Genomic DNA, 16,350 nt, shown 5'->3' on the forward strand with positions numbered 1-16,350 from the left:
AGTTTCTCACCCCGATGCGGCCCATCCGCTGTTCGAAGCACGCCGTCGCTGCCGGAGGCGTTTTAGCTCTCTTCATCCGCAGGCAACGACGGCATCGCTTCCTGATCGATGGCCAGATGACTGGCGGCGAGCGCAACTTGCGTGCGGTTGTTCACCCCGAGCTTGCGCATGATGGCCGTCATGTGCGCCTTGACGGTGGCTTCCGAGACGCCCAGGTCATAGGCAATCTGCTTGTTGAGCAGGCCTTCGGCAATCATGGTGAGCACGCGGAATTGCTGCGGAGTCAGGGTGGCGATGCGATGGGCCACGGCTGCCTCGTCGGGCTTAAGGGACACGCCGCCACCGACCAGTTGGTGCGGCAGCCACACATCGCCATCGAGCACTTTGCGGATGGCGGTGATGATGTCTTCGCCGGGCGTCGACTTGGGAATATAAGCCGAGGCGCCGTGCGCGAGCGCGCGGCGCGCCACCTGCACGTCTTCGTGGCCCGAGACAACGATGGTCGGCAAGCCCGGGAACTGACCGCGGATATGCGCCAGCGCCGAATAGCCGCGCGCACCCGGCATGTGCAGGTCGAGCAGCAACAGTTCGGCATCGGGGTACTGCTCGATCAGGCCCAGCAGGGAATACACGCTGTCCGCGCTGTGCACGCTGGCATCGGGAATGGCGGCGACCACGGCGCGTTGCAGCGCGTCGCGGAACAGCGGGTGATCGTCAGCGATCAATACATCGGGCATTGGAGAGTCAGTTAGTAGTGAATGGTGAATAGAGAGGGCCGCGCGAGGTAAGACGTGATGCCGTGTCCCTGCCGGCGATCCGTCCAACAAAGCAGGAGATCCGAGAAATGGAGAACATCCAACAAAGCGATCTATTCACCATTCACCCTTTTCCATTTACTGCTATTTGATCAGTCGCTCGTCCACCAGGTTCTTCACCACGCCTGGATCGGCCAGCGTGGAAATATCACCGAGCTGGTCGGGTTGGTTCTCGCCGATCTTGCGCAGGATGCGCCGCATGATCTTGCCCGAACGGGTCTTGGGCAGGCCCGGCGCCCACTGCAGGAAATCCGGTGTGGCGATGGGGCCGATCTCCTTGCGCACCCAGGCCACCAGCTCCTTGCGCAGTTCGTCGCTGCCTTGTTCGCCGGCAATCAGCGTGACAAAGGCGTAGATGCCCTGGCCCTTGATGTCGTGCGGCGCGCCCACGACGGCAGCTTCCGCCACCTTGGGATGCGCCACCAGCGCGCTCTCCACTTCAGCGGTGCCGATGCGGTGGCCGCTGACGTTGATCACGTCGTCGACGCGGCCGGTGATCCAGTAGTAACCGTCCTCGTCGCGACGCACGCCGTCGCCGGTGAAGTAGTTGCCGGGATAGGCGCTGAAGTAGGTGTCGATGAAACGTTGGTGATCGCCGTACACCGTGCGCATCTGGCCGGGCCACGAATCGGTGATGACCAGGTTGCCTTCGGTGGCGCCTTCCAGCACGCCGCCGCCCGCATCGACGATGGCGGGCTTGATGCCGAAGAACGGCAGCGTGGCCGAACCGGGTTTCTCGTCGATGGCGCCGGCCAGCGGCGTGATCAGGATGCCGCCGGTTTCGGTCTGCCACCAGGTGTCCACGATCGGGCAGCGCTCGTCGCCCACCACGCGGTAGTACCACTCCCACGCTTCCGGATTGATCGGCTCGCCCACCGAGCCGAGCAAACGCAGCGAGGCGCGCGAGGCCTTCTTCACCGGGCCTTCGCCTTCGCGCATCAATGCGCGGATGGCCGTGGGCGCGGTGTAGAACAGCGTGACCTTGTGCTTGTCCACCACGTTCCAGAAGCGGCTGGTGTCCGGGTAGTTCGGCACGCCGTCGAACATCACCGTGGTGGCGCCGTTGGCGAGCGGACCGTACACCACATAGCTGTGGCCGGTGACCCAGCCCACGTCGGCGGTGCACCAGTAGACGTCGTCTTCGCGCAGGTCGAACACCAGCTCATGCGTGTAGCTCGCATACACCAGGTAACCGCCCGAGGTGTGCAGCACACCCTTCGGCTTGCCGGTGGAGCCGGAGGTGTAAAGGATGAACAGCGGATGCTCCGCTTCCACCGGCGTCGGCGGGCAGTCGGCGGACTGGCCTTCCATCAGCGTGTGGTAGTAGCGGTCGCGCGGCGACTGCATCGGCACGGCGCTGCCGGTACGACGCACCACGATCACCGTCTCCACGCTGTTGGTGCCAGGACGTTCCAGCGCGGCATCCACGTTGGTCTTCAGGGGGATCTTCTTGCCGCCGCGCACGCCTTCGTCGGCAGTGACCACGACCTTGCAGGTGGAGTCGGCGATGCGGCCGGCCAGCGAATCGGGCGAGAAGCCGCCGAACACCACCGAATGCACGGCGCCGATACGTGCGCACGCCAGCATGGCCACCGCCGCCTCGGGGATCATCGGCATATAGATGGCCACGCGATCGCCCTTGGCCACGCCAAGATGCTTGAGCGTGTTGGCGAACTTGCACACTTCGGCGTGCAGTTGCTTATAGGAGATGTGGCGGGACTCGTTCGGGTCGTCGCCCTCGAAGATGATCGCGGTCTTGTCGCCACGCTCGGCCAGGTGCCGATCCAGGCAGTTGGCCGACACGTTCAATTGGCCGTCTTCATACCATTGGATGTGCAGGTCCTTGGGATCGAACGACACGTTCTTGATCTTCGTGGGCGTCTTGATCCACTGCAGGCGCTGGCCGACCTTGCCCCAGAAAGCCTCCGGATCCTTCACCGACTCGGCGTAGAGCCGCTGGTAGTCGTCCTTGCGGATGCGTGCCTTGGCGGCGAAATCGGGCTTGACGGGGTAGAGCTTGGTCATCGTGGGGCTCCTGCGGCCGGCCCAGCCGGCCTCCTCATGCGTTGAATGTCGCCGACCCTCGGCGATAACGTGTGAGTGTAGCGGCTGGTCGGTGATCGAACCGTTTCGCCCGACTTTCGACTTTGGTCGAGGTTCGACCAATGGTGAATAGGCGTCCGCATTGCAGCATGGACATGCTCAGGCAGTCATCGACCTGGGGAGGCCTGCTATGACATTGCCCACCACCGCCCGCCGCCGCGGCCTGTTGGCTCTCAGCATTGCCTGTGCGCTGAGCCTGCCGCTGGCTGCCCACGCGCAGACCACGAGCAAGAGTTCCAAAGGCACGAGCCGGGAACAACAGCTCGAGCAGCGAGTGAATCAGCTGGAACAGCAACTGGCCGAACTGAAGGCCATGATCCAGGAACAGAAGGCCGCCACCACGCAGGCCACCCAGACGGCCCAGCAGGCTCAGGTCGCCGCAACGCAGGCGCAGACCACGGCGCAGGCGACCTCCACCAAGGTGGAAGCGACGCCCAAGCCGCAGTTCACCACGGCGCCCGGTTTGTCGGTGGCGTTGCACGGCTTCGTTAGTGCCACGGTGTTCGGCCAGGACCGCACCTTTATCAACTACGGCAATGGCCAGAACGCGGAAATCCCCGCGCCGCCCACCGCAGCGAACAAGGCGAACGGCTACACCGGATCGCTCAGCGGCGCCGACGTACGCAACACGCGCTTCTGGCTCGACTTCACCGGCGCCAAGTTGACCGAGAACTGGATTGGCAGCGGCCGCATCGAGATGGATTTCTTCGGCGGCAACAACGGCACCGGCGCCTACGCGCAGCAGCAGCCGGTTCCGCGCCTGCGCCAGGCCTATATGGACATCATCAATCCCACCTCCGGCACCACGGTACGCATCGGCCAGATGTGGGATCTGATGTTCCCGCTGGAAAACACGCCTACTTCGCTCTCGCACATCGCTTTTCCGTTGAGCTATGGCTCAGGCATCGTGGGCTGGCGCTATCCCGGCGTGATCGTGATGCAGGACCTCAACCACGGCAGCGACGGCGTGAAATGGCGCTTCGATGTGGCCGTGCTCGAAGGCAACTGGAGCGGCCCGCAGAACACGGCCGGCACCGCAACCCTCAACTATCTCAACGGCGGTGCCGCTCACTTCAACCCGCAGGTGGAAGCGCGGTTGCACGCCCAGGGCAAGGACTGGCTGGGCTACCTGACCGCGCACTACTCCGAAATCGACCTGCACGGTGTCGGCGACATCGCGCCCAAGCCGCCGCGCGACAAGCTGCAGAGCATCGGCTACGACCTGGGCGGCCAGTGGAAACCCGGACCGTGGACCTTCAAGGGCCTGGTCTACACCGGCAAGGCGCTGGGCGAGATCTTCGGTGCGATGTCGCAGTTCGGCAACATCAAGGAGGCGGGCGGGTTCGTGCAGGCCGGCTACAACTTCACGCCGAAGTGGAGCGTCAACGCGTTCTACGCGGCGGCGCGCCCCAACCGTGAGGATGTGATGGCCTGGACCGCACCGGGCACCGCGACGGCGCCGGGCGTGGGCCTGCTACGCAACAACATGTCTGCCTTGAGCCTGCAATACGCGTCGGGCAACTACGAGCTGGGCGTGGAGTGGATCTACGACAACCTGCGTTATCAGGCGAAAAACTCGCTGTCGAGCCAGACCGTCAGCGGCAACCAGGTCAGTTTCAGCGGCATGTACAAGTTCTGAGCAAGCGCCGGCTGCAACGCGAAGGCGTTGCCACCGGCTGCACCATGCGGCACGCGCCGCTGCAGCGGATTGCACCTGAAACCACATCCATCGATTCGATGGGGCGTCACAACTGAGGGCTACAGCATGGCTACGACCGCCGTCGACACGCGGGGATCGCTCGACACCGGCCACCGCCGCGTCATCCTGGCTTCCAGCCTGGGCACCGTGTTCGAGTGGTATGACTTCTACCTCTACGGTTCGCTCGCCGCGCTCATCGGCAAGCATTTCTTCAGCGGGCTCAACGAAACCAGCCAATTCATCTTCGCCTTGCTCGCCTTCGCGGCCGGCTTCGCGGTGCGTCCGTTCGGTGCCATCGTGTTCGGTCGCCTGGGCGACATGATCGGCCGCAAATACACCTTCCTCATCACCATCATCATCATGGGCCTGTCGACCTTCCTGGTCGGCGTGCTGCCCAATTACTCGACCATCGGCGTGGCCGCGCCGGTGATCCTCATCACGCTGCGACTGTTGCAGGGCCTGGCGCTCGGCGGCGAATACGGCGGTGCGGCGACCTATGTGGCCGAGCATGCACCGCAAGGCAAGCGCGGCCTGTACACCAGCTTCATCCAGATCACCGCGACGTTCGGCCTGTTCCTCTCGCTGCTGGTCATCCTCGGCCTGCGCCTGTGGCTGGGCACCGAGGCGTTCGACGAATGGGGCTGGCGCATTCCGTTCGGCATCTCGCTGCTGCTGCTGATCGTGTCGGTGTACATCCGCCTGCAGCTGAGCGAGTCGCCGGTGTTCCAGCAGATGAAGGCCGAGGGCAAGCAGTCCAAGGCGCCGCTGACCGAAGCCTTCGGCCAATGGAAAAACCTCAAGCTGGTGATCCTCGCCCTGCTCGGCGCCACGGCCGGCCAGGCGGTGGTGTGGTACACGGGCCAGTTCTATGCGCTGTACTTCCTCACCCAGAGCCTGAAGATCGACGGCACCACGGCGAACCTGCTGATTGCCGCGGGCCTGGCCATCGGTACGCCGTTCTTCGTCTTGTTTGGATGGCTATCCGACCGCATTGGCCGTAAGACCATCGTGCTCGCCGGTTGCCTGCTGGCCGCGCTCACCTATTTCCCGATCTTCAAGGGACTCACCCACTTCGGCAATCCCGCCATCGAGGCCGCCGCGGCCACCTCGCCGGTGAAGGTGATCGCCGATCCCAACGGCTGCAGCTTCCAGTTCGATCCGGTGGGCAAGGCGAAATTCACCAGCTCGTGCGACGTGGCCAAGAGCGCGTTGGCGAAGAAGGGCATTCCGTATACCAACGTGGCGGCCGAGCCTGGCAGCATCGCCGAGATCAAGATCGGCGACCGCAGCATTTCCTCGTTCGAGGGAAGCTCGCTCGATGGCAAGGCGTTCGCCGACCAGAACAAGGCCTTCGGCGCGCAACTCACCGGAGCGCTCAAGGAGGCGGGCTATCCGGAGAAGGCCGATCCCGCGAAAAGCAACTATCCGATGCTGATCGTGCTGCTGGCCATCCTCGTGCTGTATGTGACCATGGTGTACGGACCCATCGCGGCGTGGCTGGTGGAAATGTTCCCCACCCGCATCCGCTACACCTCGATGAGCTTGCCGTATCACATCGGCAACGGCTGGTTCGGTGGTTTCGTGCCGACCATCGGCTTCATGCTGGTGGCGTGGAAGGGCGATATCTACTACGGCCTGTGGTATCCGATCATCGTGGCCGTGGCGACGTTCTTCATCGGCCTGTTGTTCCTGCGCGAAACCAAGGACGTCGATATCCGTTATTGATCCCGCGGCTCGCGAACAACAAAAAGGCGCGACGGGCAACCGCCGCGCCTTTTTTCATGGTGCATGACTCACACGCTGCGGATGACGCCAACGATGGCCAGCAGCACGACCGCGCCGATGAATGCGTGCAGCACGCTGTTGACGAATGGGCTGACCACGGCGAAATGCACGCCCAGCCGCGGCAACAGCCATCCCGCGAAGAACGCGCCGACGATGCCCACCACGATGTTGCCGATCAGTCCGAAGCCGAAGCCGCGCACGATCAAGCCGGCGAGCCAGCCGGCAATGGCGCCGATCAACAGGAAAACGAGCAGGCCTTCGACGGTCATCGCACTCTCCTTGCCGTGAAACGGTGGGCGAAGTATCCACAGGCCCGCGTCGCACGAACGTGACGTAAGAACCTTCCTTCAGCGCAGGGTCGGCGACGTCGCCAAAACGTGCATGCGGTGGCGGGTGACAGCGGCCCGTCGCGCTACTATCGTCGCGGCCAGGGGAACGCACGGCACCTGGAGGGAGCCGCATGCCCGAAAGCGAACGCGCAAGCAGCAACCGTCGACCGGGCATCCGTCGCCGTTGGCGACGCATGTTGGGCTGGAGTGCGCTGGTGCTCGATCACCTCAAGCCGGTGCGCGTGTCGTTGCTTATCCTCGCCATCGCCGTGGTGGTGGCCATCGCCGTGGATCAAGCGGCCGAACTCTTCCTCATCGCATTGTGGACCGATCCCAGCGGAGCGCGTTACCTCGCTTTGCTGATGACCAGTGCCCTGGCCGGATTGGCGATGTGGCATGCCGCGCGCAACGCGTACCGCTTGCGCTATCCCCGTTGGCCCGCGCTGCAGGACGAACGCGCCGCCTTCCTGCGCGACTGGCTGCCACGCGTGCTTGGCGCCCTGATACCGCTGCTGGTCTGCCTCGGCTACGTGCTCGCCCTCGCCAAGTTGCCGCATGGTCCATGCGGCATCACCGATCACTGCGCACAACGCAGTTGGCGTGCGCTCGGCCTGCTGGTGGAGTCGGCCCTCCTGATCGCCTTCTTCGTTTCCCGTCGGCGCCTGTGGAGTGCGCTGTCCCATCGCGTTCCGCGGATCGGCACGCCGCGTGCCCGGCCCCGGGACGAGAAGCGCGTATGGCGTGTGCGCGACCTCGGCAGGTTCGCCGTGATCACCTACGTGACCGTGGTGACGCTGAACGTACTGACCACCGTGCTGATTGCCTTCGTGCCCGAGCTGCTCGATGGCATGGGGCCGCTGGCCATCCTGCTGATATCCGCCGCCTTTCTTTGCTACAGCGGCAGCCTGCTGTGCATGGCGGGCGACCGGCGCGGCATCCCGCTGCTGACCATCATGCTGCTACTCAGCGCGTCGCTGCACTGGCTGCACCTCAACGACAACCACAAGGTGCGGCAGTACGCGGGCATGAGCACGCACGAGCAACCCGCGCTGCAGCCCGCAGACACGCGGCCCAGTTTCGATGCTTATGCGGACGCGTGGCTCAAGGATCGTTGCGTCGGCCACGACCCATGCCCGGTCATCCTGGTGGCCGCGGAAGGCGGCGGCATTCGTGGTGCAGCGTGGACGGCGCAGGTACTCAGCCGTCTCACTGCCATCACGCAGCAGGGGCAGCCCTCGAACGGCGAACCGCTGTTCGCGCGCTACCTGTTCGCGGGAAGCGGCGTGTCGGGCGGAAGCCTGGGCTTGGCAGTTTACGTAAGCGCGCTGGCGCTGCCGCCATCGGTGGACACCACCACGCTCGAAGCGCGCGCGCAACGCATGCTGAGCCACGACTTCCTCGCGCCCACGCTGGCCAATACCTTCTTCGTCGATTTCACCCAACGCTGGCTCCCCGGCGCCTGGCTCGACGATCGTGCACGCGCATTGACGCGTGCCTGGGAATCGGCGGCGCGCAGGGAAGGCATGCCGGCATTCGATCAGCCGTTCTCCGCACTCTATGCGCAGCCAGGTGCTCCGTTACCCGCCTTGTTCCTCAACAGCACCACCGTGGCCGAAGGCAAGCGCTTCATCCAGCATCCCTTCCAGCCGGTCGCCACGCCGCAACGCCAACCGTGGACGGCGGGACTGGATGGGTCGAGCTGGCTCGATCCCCGCGTGCCGCTCAGCGAGGTGGTGCTCAACAGCGCACGCTTCACCTACGTCAGCCCGGCCGGCACGCTGGAAACGTATCTGGCCAATCCGCCGGTGCCCAACCGCATGCAGCTGGTCGATGGCGGCTACTTCGAGAACTCCGGCAGCACGACGCTGCTCGAGCTGATGCGGTTGTTGCGCGGCAAGGCGAAACAACAAGGGCTGTCGCTGCGCTTCATCGTGATCCATATCAGCAACGATCCGCTGATGAGCGACTTCATCGAACAACACGACGCGGCGCATCCGATGCCGTTCTACTCCGCTGCCTGTCCATCGGTACCGGGTGTCGTGCATGAACCGGTGAGTGGCGAGGCTATCGCACCGTTGAACGCGTTGCTCGATACCCGCAGCGCACGCGGCGAATACGCTCGCGTGCAATTGCTGGATGCGCTTCGGCCGGATGCTGCCGATCCCGCGCGCGGCGACATGCTGTGGCACTTCCGGCTGTGTCCGGGCAACTATCCCATCCCGCTGGGCTGGACGATCTCCACGCCGGTATTCGGTGAACTCGGGCGGCAGCTGGATCTGTATCCACTGCAGGCCATGGGCGATGCCCTGCGCATGCAGTTGCTGCCCACCCGCTAACTTTCACCTGTAGGAGCGCACCCTGTGCGCGACCGTCACGCATGGATGTATTGCTCCGCCGGGCCGTCGCGCACAGGGGCGCTCCTACAGCAAGTCGAGGTGTCGCGTCGACTGAGACATCGCCGGCGCACACTAGCGACATGTCCGAATCCTTTCTTCCACCGCAGGCCCTGAAAGGCCGGGGCGCGGCTTCCAATCCGGAAGGGCGCTTCGAGTCGATCCGTCGTCACGCCGAAGACGACGGCTGGCAGAGCCTGCTGCTGGACGAACAGGCGCCGCGTCCGCGCACCGAAGTGACCGAAGAACGCGCGCGCAGCGTGATCACCCGCAACGATTCGCCGGACATCCATTTCAACCAGGCGCTCAACCCGTATCGCGGTTGCGAACACGGCTGCATTTATTGCTTTGCACGCCCATCGCACAGCTACATCAATCTCTCGCCCGGTCTCGATTTCGAAACCAAGCTGCGCGCCAAGAGCAATCTCGCCGAGGTGCTCCGTCACGAGCTGGCGCGGCCGTCGTATACGGTGAGCCCGATCAATATCGGCAGCAACACCGACCCCTACCAGCCCATCGAGCGCCGCTGGAAACTCACCCGCGCCGCGCTCGAGGTGCTGGCGGAGTGCAGGCATCCCTGCACCATCGTGACCAAGAACGCGATGGTGGAACGCGACATCGACATTCTAGCCCCGATGGCACGCGAGAACCTGGTGCAGGTGTTCGTGTCGATCAACTCGCTCGACAATCATCTTGCCGCCAAGCTCGAACCGCGTGCCAGTGCACCGCATCGGCGCATCAAGGCGGTGCGCACGCTGCGCGAAGCGGGCATACCGGTAGGCGTGCTGGTGGCGCCGATCATCCCGGCGCTCAACGATCGCGATATGGAAGCCGTGCTGGAACAGGCTGCCGATGCCGGTGCCACTTGTGCGGGCTACACCACATTGCGCCTGCCGTACGAGTTGAAGGCGCTGTTTCGCGAATGGCTTGCCCTGCACGTGCCACAGCGCGCTGCGCACGTGATGAGCCTGATACAACAGATGCACGGCGGCCGCGACTACGACAGCGATTTCACCACGCGCATGAGCGGGCAGGGCGTGTTCGCCGAACTCATTCGTCGACGCTTCGATGTGGCCTGTCGCAAGCACGGCTTTGGGCGTGCACGTGAATTGAAGTTGGATACGAGTAGGTTCGTACCGCCGCGCAAACCGTCACCACAAGGGCAGTTGTTCTAAGCGCGACTTTCAGCCGTTAGGCATGAAGGCGTGCGGCCGCGCTTTCCACGCAAGCCATCCACGATGGCCCACCCAGGCCAGCACCACGCTAACGACGAGCCAGACCGCAAGCACGGTAAGGGCGTACGGCATCGGAGGTGTCCACGGCTGCGCGCCCAGCATGCTGTTGGGCAACAGTGAGTTGCTTCCTATCAGCAGGCTGATCGCAATCATCAGCGCAAAGGTACCCGATGTCGACAGTGGACGACCGCCGATCACCCTGATCACACCGGCGACCAATGCGAGCGCGCAGCTAAGCTGTCCCGTGACAAGCATCAGCACGCTGATGGTCGATGGATGCGAAGGCAACGTCAGCGCGAGGAGCGCGATCAGTGCGCCCATCTGCAGCATCAGGGGGCGACGCAGGGCGACGATCAACGTGCGCTGCTTGGCTGTGTGGACATCGCCTAATCCCGGAAGGAGGGCGAGCAGCGGCAGTTCGGCGTTGTTCTTCTTCCAGCGTTGCTGGATGAGCGTGAGCGTGGTGAACATCAGGCCCATGCTGCCGAACATGGTGATCCAGCCGATAAGCAGCGTGGCTAACGGCCACCAGGCATGAAACGAAATCGCATGATTTCCCAAGAAAGTGAGAAACAGGATCGAGCCTGGCACGAGCATGGCGAGGAGTCCCGGCGCCAGGCCCTGCAGATGACCGCGCAGGGTTCGGGGCAAATACCAGCCGCCCAGTGCGACGCGCAGGGTGTTGTCGGGTTGGTTGGGGCCGACGTGACGAAGATCGGGTTGCGGCTGCATCCAGTCAGGCCGTTGGCGCACCTGGGTGGTGGCGTCCAGGCTGTTGATGGCGCTGCCGCCGGCCCAGTGGCCGCGCCGATACTGCAGCACCATGGGGCCTGAAAACCCCATCTGGCCTTGTGCCGGCTTGGCGGTCACGGCGCGCCAGCGCAGCACGCATACGACGAGCAATGCCATGGCCAGCGTGCTACCCCAGGCAACGAAACGCGTATCGCCGATAAGGGGAAAGTTGTAGAGGCGTGACATCGTGTTCACCAGGGCGGGAAAAATACCCAGGAATACGGCGATGTAGCGCGGCACCAGAGCGAAGCACAGACCGCCAAGCACGCAGAGCAGCGAGCCCAGCAGCATGGACATCTGATCGGTGCCATGCACGACGGCGATGATCGCCGTGGGCAGCAGGCTCAGCACCGCATAGAACACGGTGGCCAGCACGGCTGTCCGGTACATGCCGGGAAGGCACAACCAGCGGGCCTCGATGGCCAGAAGCGACATGCCTGAAAGAAAGAACGCCCACAAGTAGATCAGTCCAACGTCATAGGCGCCGACCATCATCCAGGCCGGTTCGCCGCGCTTGGCGAAAAGCAACAAAGCGATCGCTCCCAGCGCACAGAGTGTGAGCACGGCGAGCGACAACCAGCGCAACTGGACGTGGGTTGCGCGCCAAGGAGCGAGCAGCATCGCTTGGGCGTTCATCCGGCGATCTCCACGAACAGGTCCTCCAGCCCCAGCGCATCCACGCGTGCGCCGGGAAGGCGAGCCGCTTCCGGCCATGAGCCGTCCGCTCGACGTTCGATGACCAGGCTAAGGCTGCCGTCGGCATGACGCGTCTTGCCAAGCGTGTTCGATGGCGCGGCGGCGGTCATCGACGCGGGCAACCACAGGCGCGCGAAACGCTCCTTGGTTTCGTCGACCGCACACTGCAGCAATTTGCCCTCGTGAAGAAATGCGATATCGGAGGCCACGCGCTCAAGATCGGACACGATATGCGTGGAGAACAACACCGTGGTGCCCGCCTCGCCAGCGCGCAGCGCGATCTCGCGCAGCAGGTCGCGGCGTGCCACCGGATCGAGCGCTGCGGCCGGCTCGTCGAGTATCAGCAGGGAGGGTTGAGAGGCCAGGGCGCGGATCAGGTCCACGCGCTGGCGCTCGCCAGGTGAAAGTTTGCCCAATACCTTGTTCGGAAGAATGCCCCACTCGCGCAGCTTGGTCTTGGCGAACGATGCGTCCCAGCTGGGATAGAAGCGTCCGACATAGTCGAACATCTGCTGCGCGGTGAGCCAGGCCAGCGCTTCGGGCTGTTGCGGCACATAAGCAAGACGTGCCTTGACGCTATCGGATAGCTTGAGCGCAGGCTCGCCAAATAGGCGCGCCTCGCCCGAATCGGGTTTGAGCAGGCCCACCATGGCGCGAATCAAGGTCGACTTGCCGGCGCCGTTGCGGCCGATAAGGCCGAGCACGCTGCCTTGTAGCAACGTCAGGTCGATACCGGCCAGCACGAGTCCATCCTCGTATCCGTGCGTGAGCTTGTGCACCGCCAGTGGCGCGGCGTCGTGGTCAGTGATCGATCGCAGTACGGCGTTCATCGAACTACCCCTCGCAGTCTGATGCGTGTGGAGACAGGGCGGCCTTCACCGCCGGACGTTCATTCCTCGAGCAAGCGGCCCAGCCGGCGCAGCACCGCGTCGCCCGGCAGTTCCAGCTCACGCGCGTGGCGCGCCAGGTCCTGCAGCTGCGGCTCCAGCAGCGCCATGCGTTGCGCCTGCGTGGCCGTGCTGCGGGTGGTGGCGGCTACAGCCATGCCCTTGCCGCGCAAGCGTTCCAGCAGGCCCTCGGTCTCGGCCATGCCGTAGGCGCGCGATACCGTCATCGGATTGATGGCGTGAAAACCTGCGACATCGCGCACCGACGGCAGCAGTTCGCCTGCTACCAGCTGGCCGCCGGCAATCAGCCGGCGCAGCTGCTCCACGATCTGCCGGTAGATCGGCTCGGCGGAGGTGGGTTGTATGGCGAACATCGAGGCATCCATGTGTATTAATACAACAATACACCTGGTTCCGGTTCAATAGGCCAAATGGCAGGGGCAAAAAAAAACCGCCGATGCGGACATCGGCGGCTTGATTGGGACTACATGCGGTGACGCTTACTTGGAAGCCGGCAGGTATTTCTCGAACCACATCAGCGCGCGCTGCAGCACGTCGCGTTGATGCTCGGGATCCACGAAGTGATGTCCTTCGTTCGGATACACCACCAGCGAGGTAGGCACGCCCTGCGCACGCAACGCGTGCCAATACTCGAACGACTGCGGTGCCGGGCATTCCGCGTCGCGGTCGCCCACCACGATGAGCGTGGGCGATTTGCTCTGCTTGATGAAGTTGATCGGCGAACTCTTCGCATACGCCTGCGGGTCGTCGTACACCGACGCACCGAAGAACGGAATCATCCACTGGTCGATCAGGTTCTGGCCGTAATAGCTCTGCCAGTTGGCAATGCCCGCGCCTGCCACCACTGCGCGGAAGCGCTGCGTCTGGGTGGGGATGAACATGCTCATGAAGCCGCCGTAGCTCCAGCCGGTGAGGCCCAGGCGCTTGTCGTCGACCGGCAGCTTCTTCTCGATGGTGTCGATGCCGGCGAGGATGTCGCGCAGGTCGCCGTGACCGAAATCCTTGCGATTGGCCTGCACGTACGCCTCGCCCTGGCCGAAGCTGCCGCGCGGATTGGGCATGAAGACGAAGTAACCCAGCGCGGAGAACGGCTCGCCGGCAAAGCCCATGCGCGGCCAGCGCGGAATCACCGCGCTCGACGGGCCACCGTGCACGGTGACGATCATCGGATACTTCTTGTTGGCGTCGTAATTGGCCGGATACAGCAGCCAGCCCTGCACGCGGCGGCCTTCGCTATCCCATTCCACCGACTCGGCCTTGCCCCAGCGCGGCTTGAGCGCTGCATTGATGTGCGTGACGGCGGGTGGTGCATCGCCACCCAGCGCGCCTGCATGCACTTCCGGCGCGTCGGTGTAGGAACTCTGGGTGAAGGCGACGCGCGAACGGTCGGAAGAAAGCGAAAGCGCCATCGAAGCCGTGCCATCGCCGATATCGGCGGGCAGCGTGAACAGCACGCGCGTGGGCGACGCCATGTTGTCGTTGATGCTGTAGTCGGCCACCTGGCTCTGGCCATTGGCGACCTGCGACACCAGCAATTTCTGTGCACCGTTCCAGGCAAACCAGGCCGGCGTCACATGCGTACCCGGGGTGAGGTTGACCGGTTCGCCGCCCGTCGCCGCCACGGCGTACAAGTCGCCGCCAGTCGAGCCCTGGTCGCTCATCAAGCCACCGATGAAGACGATGCGCTTGCCATCGGGCGACCAACGCGGCAACGCCATCTGCAAACCGTGCAGCGAGCCCTTCACGATCGACGGATCGACCACCACCGAGGCGATCGCATCGGGTTGCGCGTTCTGCACGTAAAGCTTGGCCACCCACCAGTTGTTGTCGCCCGGCGGCGGCGCGCCGGTAAAGGCGATGCGCGTGCCATCGGGCGACCAGGAAAATTCGTAGGCATACGTCGCCGCCGAGGTGAGCAGGCGCACCGCGCCGCCTTCGGCTGCGACGCTGGCCACACGCTGCACTTCCAGTCCGTCCACGCCGATCTCGCCGGATGCTGGTTTGGCCGCGTACACCGCGCTGGCGCGGCGGGTGCCGTTGGGCACGTAGAGGAAGCCCAGCGACTTGCCATCGGGCGACCAGCTCAACCCTTGCGCCACGCCGGGCAGCGACGCCATGTGATGCGGCGTATCGTGCGCCTGCGTGCCGACGATCAGCAGGTCTTTCTGCTTGCCGCCGTTGGCGCAACTGGAAAGGAAGGCCAGGTGCTGCGAATCGGGCGCCCAGGTCGGATCGCTCTCGTTGCAGTCGCCCGTCTTGGCGCCGCCGATGCGATGCACATCGCTGCCATCGGCCTTGGCCAGTTCGATCGCATCCTTGCCATCGGTGCGCACCACCCAGGCGAGCTGGCTGCCGTCGGGCGAAAGCTGTGCGGCGGAGATGGCGCGCACCTTGCCCAGCTCGGACAGCAGCTGGTCGATGCGCGGGTCGATGCCGGCAGCCTGGACGGAAGCAGCGAAGGTCGCCGCCAACAGGGGCAGCAGCAGACGGGCAGGGTGTTGCATGACGAAACCTGTAACGCGGGGAAAGCGACACGCTAGCAGGCAGGGCCAGCCCTGTGTAGAAGCTTGGGCATGACCAATGGCCTAGTGCGCGGCCATCGCTTGCTGCTGGCGCGCCACCTGCACGGCCGCGATCCTGGCCTTGATCGCCGGCATCGCGGCCAGCGCGGCGCGCTCGCCTTCCATGATGGCCTGGTCCTTCTGCTCGAAGTCCGCGGCGCCGATCTGGTTGACCTTGGGCCGGATCACGATGTCCGCACGCGCCAGCTCCTGCTCGCCCAGCTTCTGTCCCATGATGCTGATGGACTGGCCCACGATGTTGAGCATGCCCTGCGGATTGGCGCCGCTGGCCTTGCTGGAGATATCCACCGCGATCACCACGTCGGCGCCCAGCTGGCGCGCGGCATCGACCGGCACCGGGCTCACCACGCCGCCGTCCACGTAATGCTTGCCGCTGATTTCCACCGGTTCGAACACGCCGGGCACGCTGCTCGACGCACGCACGGCCTGCCCGGTGTTGCCACGCACGAACACCGTGCGCTGCCCGGTTTCCAATTGCGTGGCGACCACGGCGAAGGGCACGTTGAGCTTGTCCAGCGGACGGTTCTTCACCTGCTGGTTCACGTAGTCCTGCAGCTTCTGCCCCTGCACCACACCGCCGGAAAACAACCGCACGTCGCGAAGGCTGGCCTGGTCGAGCGCGATCGCGGTTTCCTGCAGCTGGAACGCATCCATGCCGCTGGCGTAAAGCGCACCCACCACGCTGCCCGCGCTGGTGCCGGCCACCACGTCGGGGCGAATGCCGTTGGCCTCGAGCATCTTGATCACACCGATATGCGCAAAACCCTTCGCCGCACCGCCACCCAGCGCCAGCCCGATGCGCAGCTTCACCACCGGCGGCGGCGCGATGGGCGCAGGTGGCGGCGTGGGCTTGGTGCCGCCGAAACAGGCACACAGCGCCAGGCTGGCGAGCAAGGGCAGCACAGGGCGAATCGCCCAGGAGAACGAGGAGCTACGGGTGGACGTCATGTCGATGGGCGCGGGCGGCTCGAAGAGGAATGGCCAGCCCACCGATCCCTCGGCAGGCTGGTAAC

At 64.6% G+C, this 16,350-nt stretch carries 12 protein-coding genes; 4 read left to right on the forward strand and 8 right to left on the reverse strand.

What is annotated here, in order from left to right; translation table 11 throughout:
• Positions 1 to 62: 62 nt before the first annotated feature.
• Together ISP20_RS04200 and acs are read right to left on the reverse strand one after the other, a co-directional pair.
• Positions 63 to 737, reverse strand: coding sequence for a response regulator transcription factor (locus tag ISP20_RS04200; protein WP_204634821.1), 675 nt, complete (start codon positions 735 to 737; stop codon positions 63 to 65).
• 162 nt (positions 738 to 899) lie between these two features.
• Positions 900 to 2,840, reverse strand: coding sequence for an acetate--CoA ligase (gene acs, locus ISP20_RS04205; RefSeq protein ID WP_204634822.1), 1,941 nt, complete (start codon positions 2,838 to 2,840; stop codon positions 900 to 902).
• A 208-nt stretch (positions 2,841 to 3,048) separates the two neighbouring features.
• Here acs and ISP20_RS04210 point away from each other — a divergent pair, with 208 nt between their 5' ends.
• Both ISP20_RS04210 and ISP20_RS04215 read left to right on the forward strand, forming a co-directional pair.
• Positions 3,049 to 4,557, forward strand: coding sequence for a carbohydrate porin (locus tag ISP20_RS04210; protein WP_204634823.1), 1,509 nt, complete (start codon positions 3,049 to 3,051; stop codon positions 4,555 to 4,557).
• A gap of 126 nt (positions 4,558 to 4,683) precedes the next feature.
• Positions 4,684 to 6,342, forward strand: coding sequence for an MFS transporter (locus ISP20_RS04215; protein ID WP_204634825.1), 1,659 nt, complete (start codon positions 4,684 to 4,686; stop codon positions 6,340 to 6,342).
• A gap of 68 nt (positions 6,343 to 6,410) precedes the next feature.
• Here ISP20_RS04215 and ISP20_RS04220 read toward each other — a convergent pair whose 3' ends face one another.
• Positions 6,411 to 6,671 (reverse strand): GlsB/YeaQ/YmgE family stress response membrane protein, encoded by a 261-nt coding sequence (locus tag ISP20_RS04220; RefSeq protein ID WP_204634827.1) that lies wholly within the window; start codon positions 6,669 to 6,671, stop codon positions 6,411 to 6,413.
• Between the two features lie 191 nt (positions 6,672 to 6,862).
• Here ISP20_RS04220 and ISP20_RS04225 point away from each other — a divergent pair, with 191 nt between their 5' ends.
• Positions 6,863 to 9,067, forward strand: a complete 2,205-nt coding sequence (locus ISP20_RS04225; RefSeq protein WP_204634828.1) for a hypothetical protein — start codon at positions 6,863 to 6,865, stop codon at positions 9,065 to 9,067.
• 140 nt (positions 9,068 to 9,207) lie between these two features.
• Positions 9,208 to 10,299, forward strand: coding sequence for a PA0069 family radical SAM protein (locus ISP20_RS04230; protein ID WP_204634830.1), 1,092 nt, complete (start codon positions 9,208 to 9,210; stop codon positions 10,297 to 10,299).
• A 9-nt stretch (positions 10,300 to 10,308) separates the two neighbouring features.
• Here the strand turns inward: ISP20_RS04230 and ISP20_RS04235 are convergent, their stop codons facing one another.
• From ISP20_RS04235 to ISP20_RS04255, 5 genes are all read right to left on the reverse strand, one after another.
• Positions 10,309 to 11,865: a hypothetical protein gene (locus tag ISP20_RS04235; protein WP_204634831.1), complete on the reverse strand. Its 1,557-nt coding sequence runs from the start codon at positions 11,863 to 11,865 to the stop codon at positions 10,309 to 10,311.
• The gene (locus tag ISP20_RS04240) at positions 11,784 to 12,677 is read right to left on the reverse strand and encodes an ABC transporter ATP-binding protein (protein ID WP_204634832.1); all 894 of its coding nucleotides are present in this window, start codon (positions 12,675 to 12,677) and stop codon (positions 11,784 to 11,786) included. The genes ISP20_RS04235 and ISP20_RS04240 overlap by 82 nt, the downstream gene beginning before the upstream one ends.
• Before the next feature lie 59 nt (positions 12,678 to 12,736).
• Positions 12,737 to 13,120 carry a GntR family transcriptional regulator gene (locus ISP20_RS04245; protein ID WP_204634833.1) on the reverse strand — a complete coding sequence of 128 codons (384 nt, stop codon included), beginning with the start codon at positions 13,118 to 13,120 and terminating at the stop codon, positions 12,737 to 12,739.
• A 114-nt stretch (positions 13,121 to 13,234) separates the two neighbouring features.
• Positions 13,235 to 15,259, reverse strand: coding sequence for a S9 family peptidase (locus tag ISP20_RS04250; protein ID WP_204634835.1), 2,025 nt, complete (start codon positions 15,257 to 15,259; stop codon positions 13,235 to 13,237).
• A gap of 81 nt (positions 15,260 to 15,340) precedes the next feature.
• Entirely contained in the window at positions 15,341 to 16,285 is a 945-nt protein-coding gene (locus tag ISP20_RS04255; RefSeq protein WP_204634932.1) for a patatin-like phospholipase family protein, read from the reverse strand.
• Positions 16,286 to 16,350 lie beyond the last annotated feature (65 nt).

The sequence above is a fragment of the Dyella kyungheensis genome (assembly GCF_016905005.1).
Taxonomy (GTDB): domain Bacteria; phylum Pseudomonadota; class Gammaproteobacteria; order Xanthomonadales; family Rhodanobacteraceae; genus Dyella; species Dyella kyungheensis.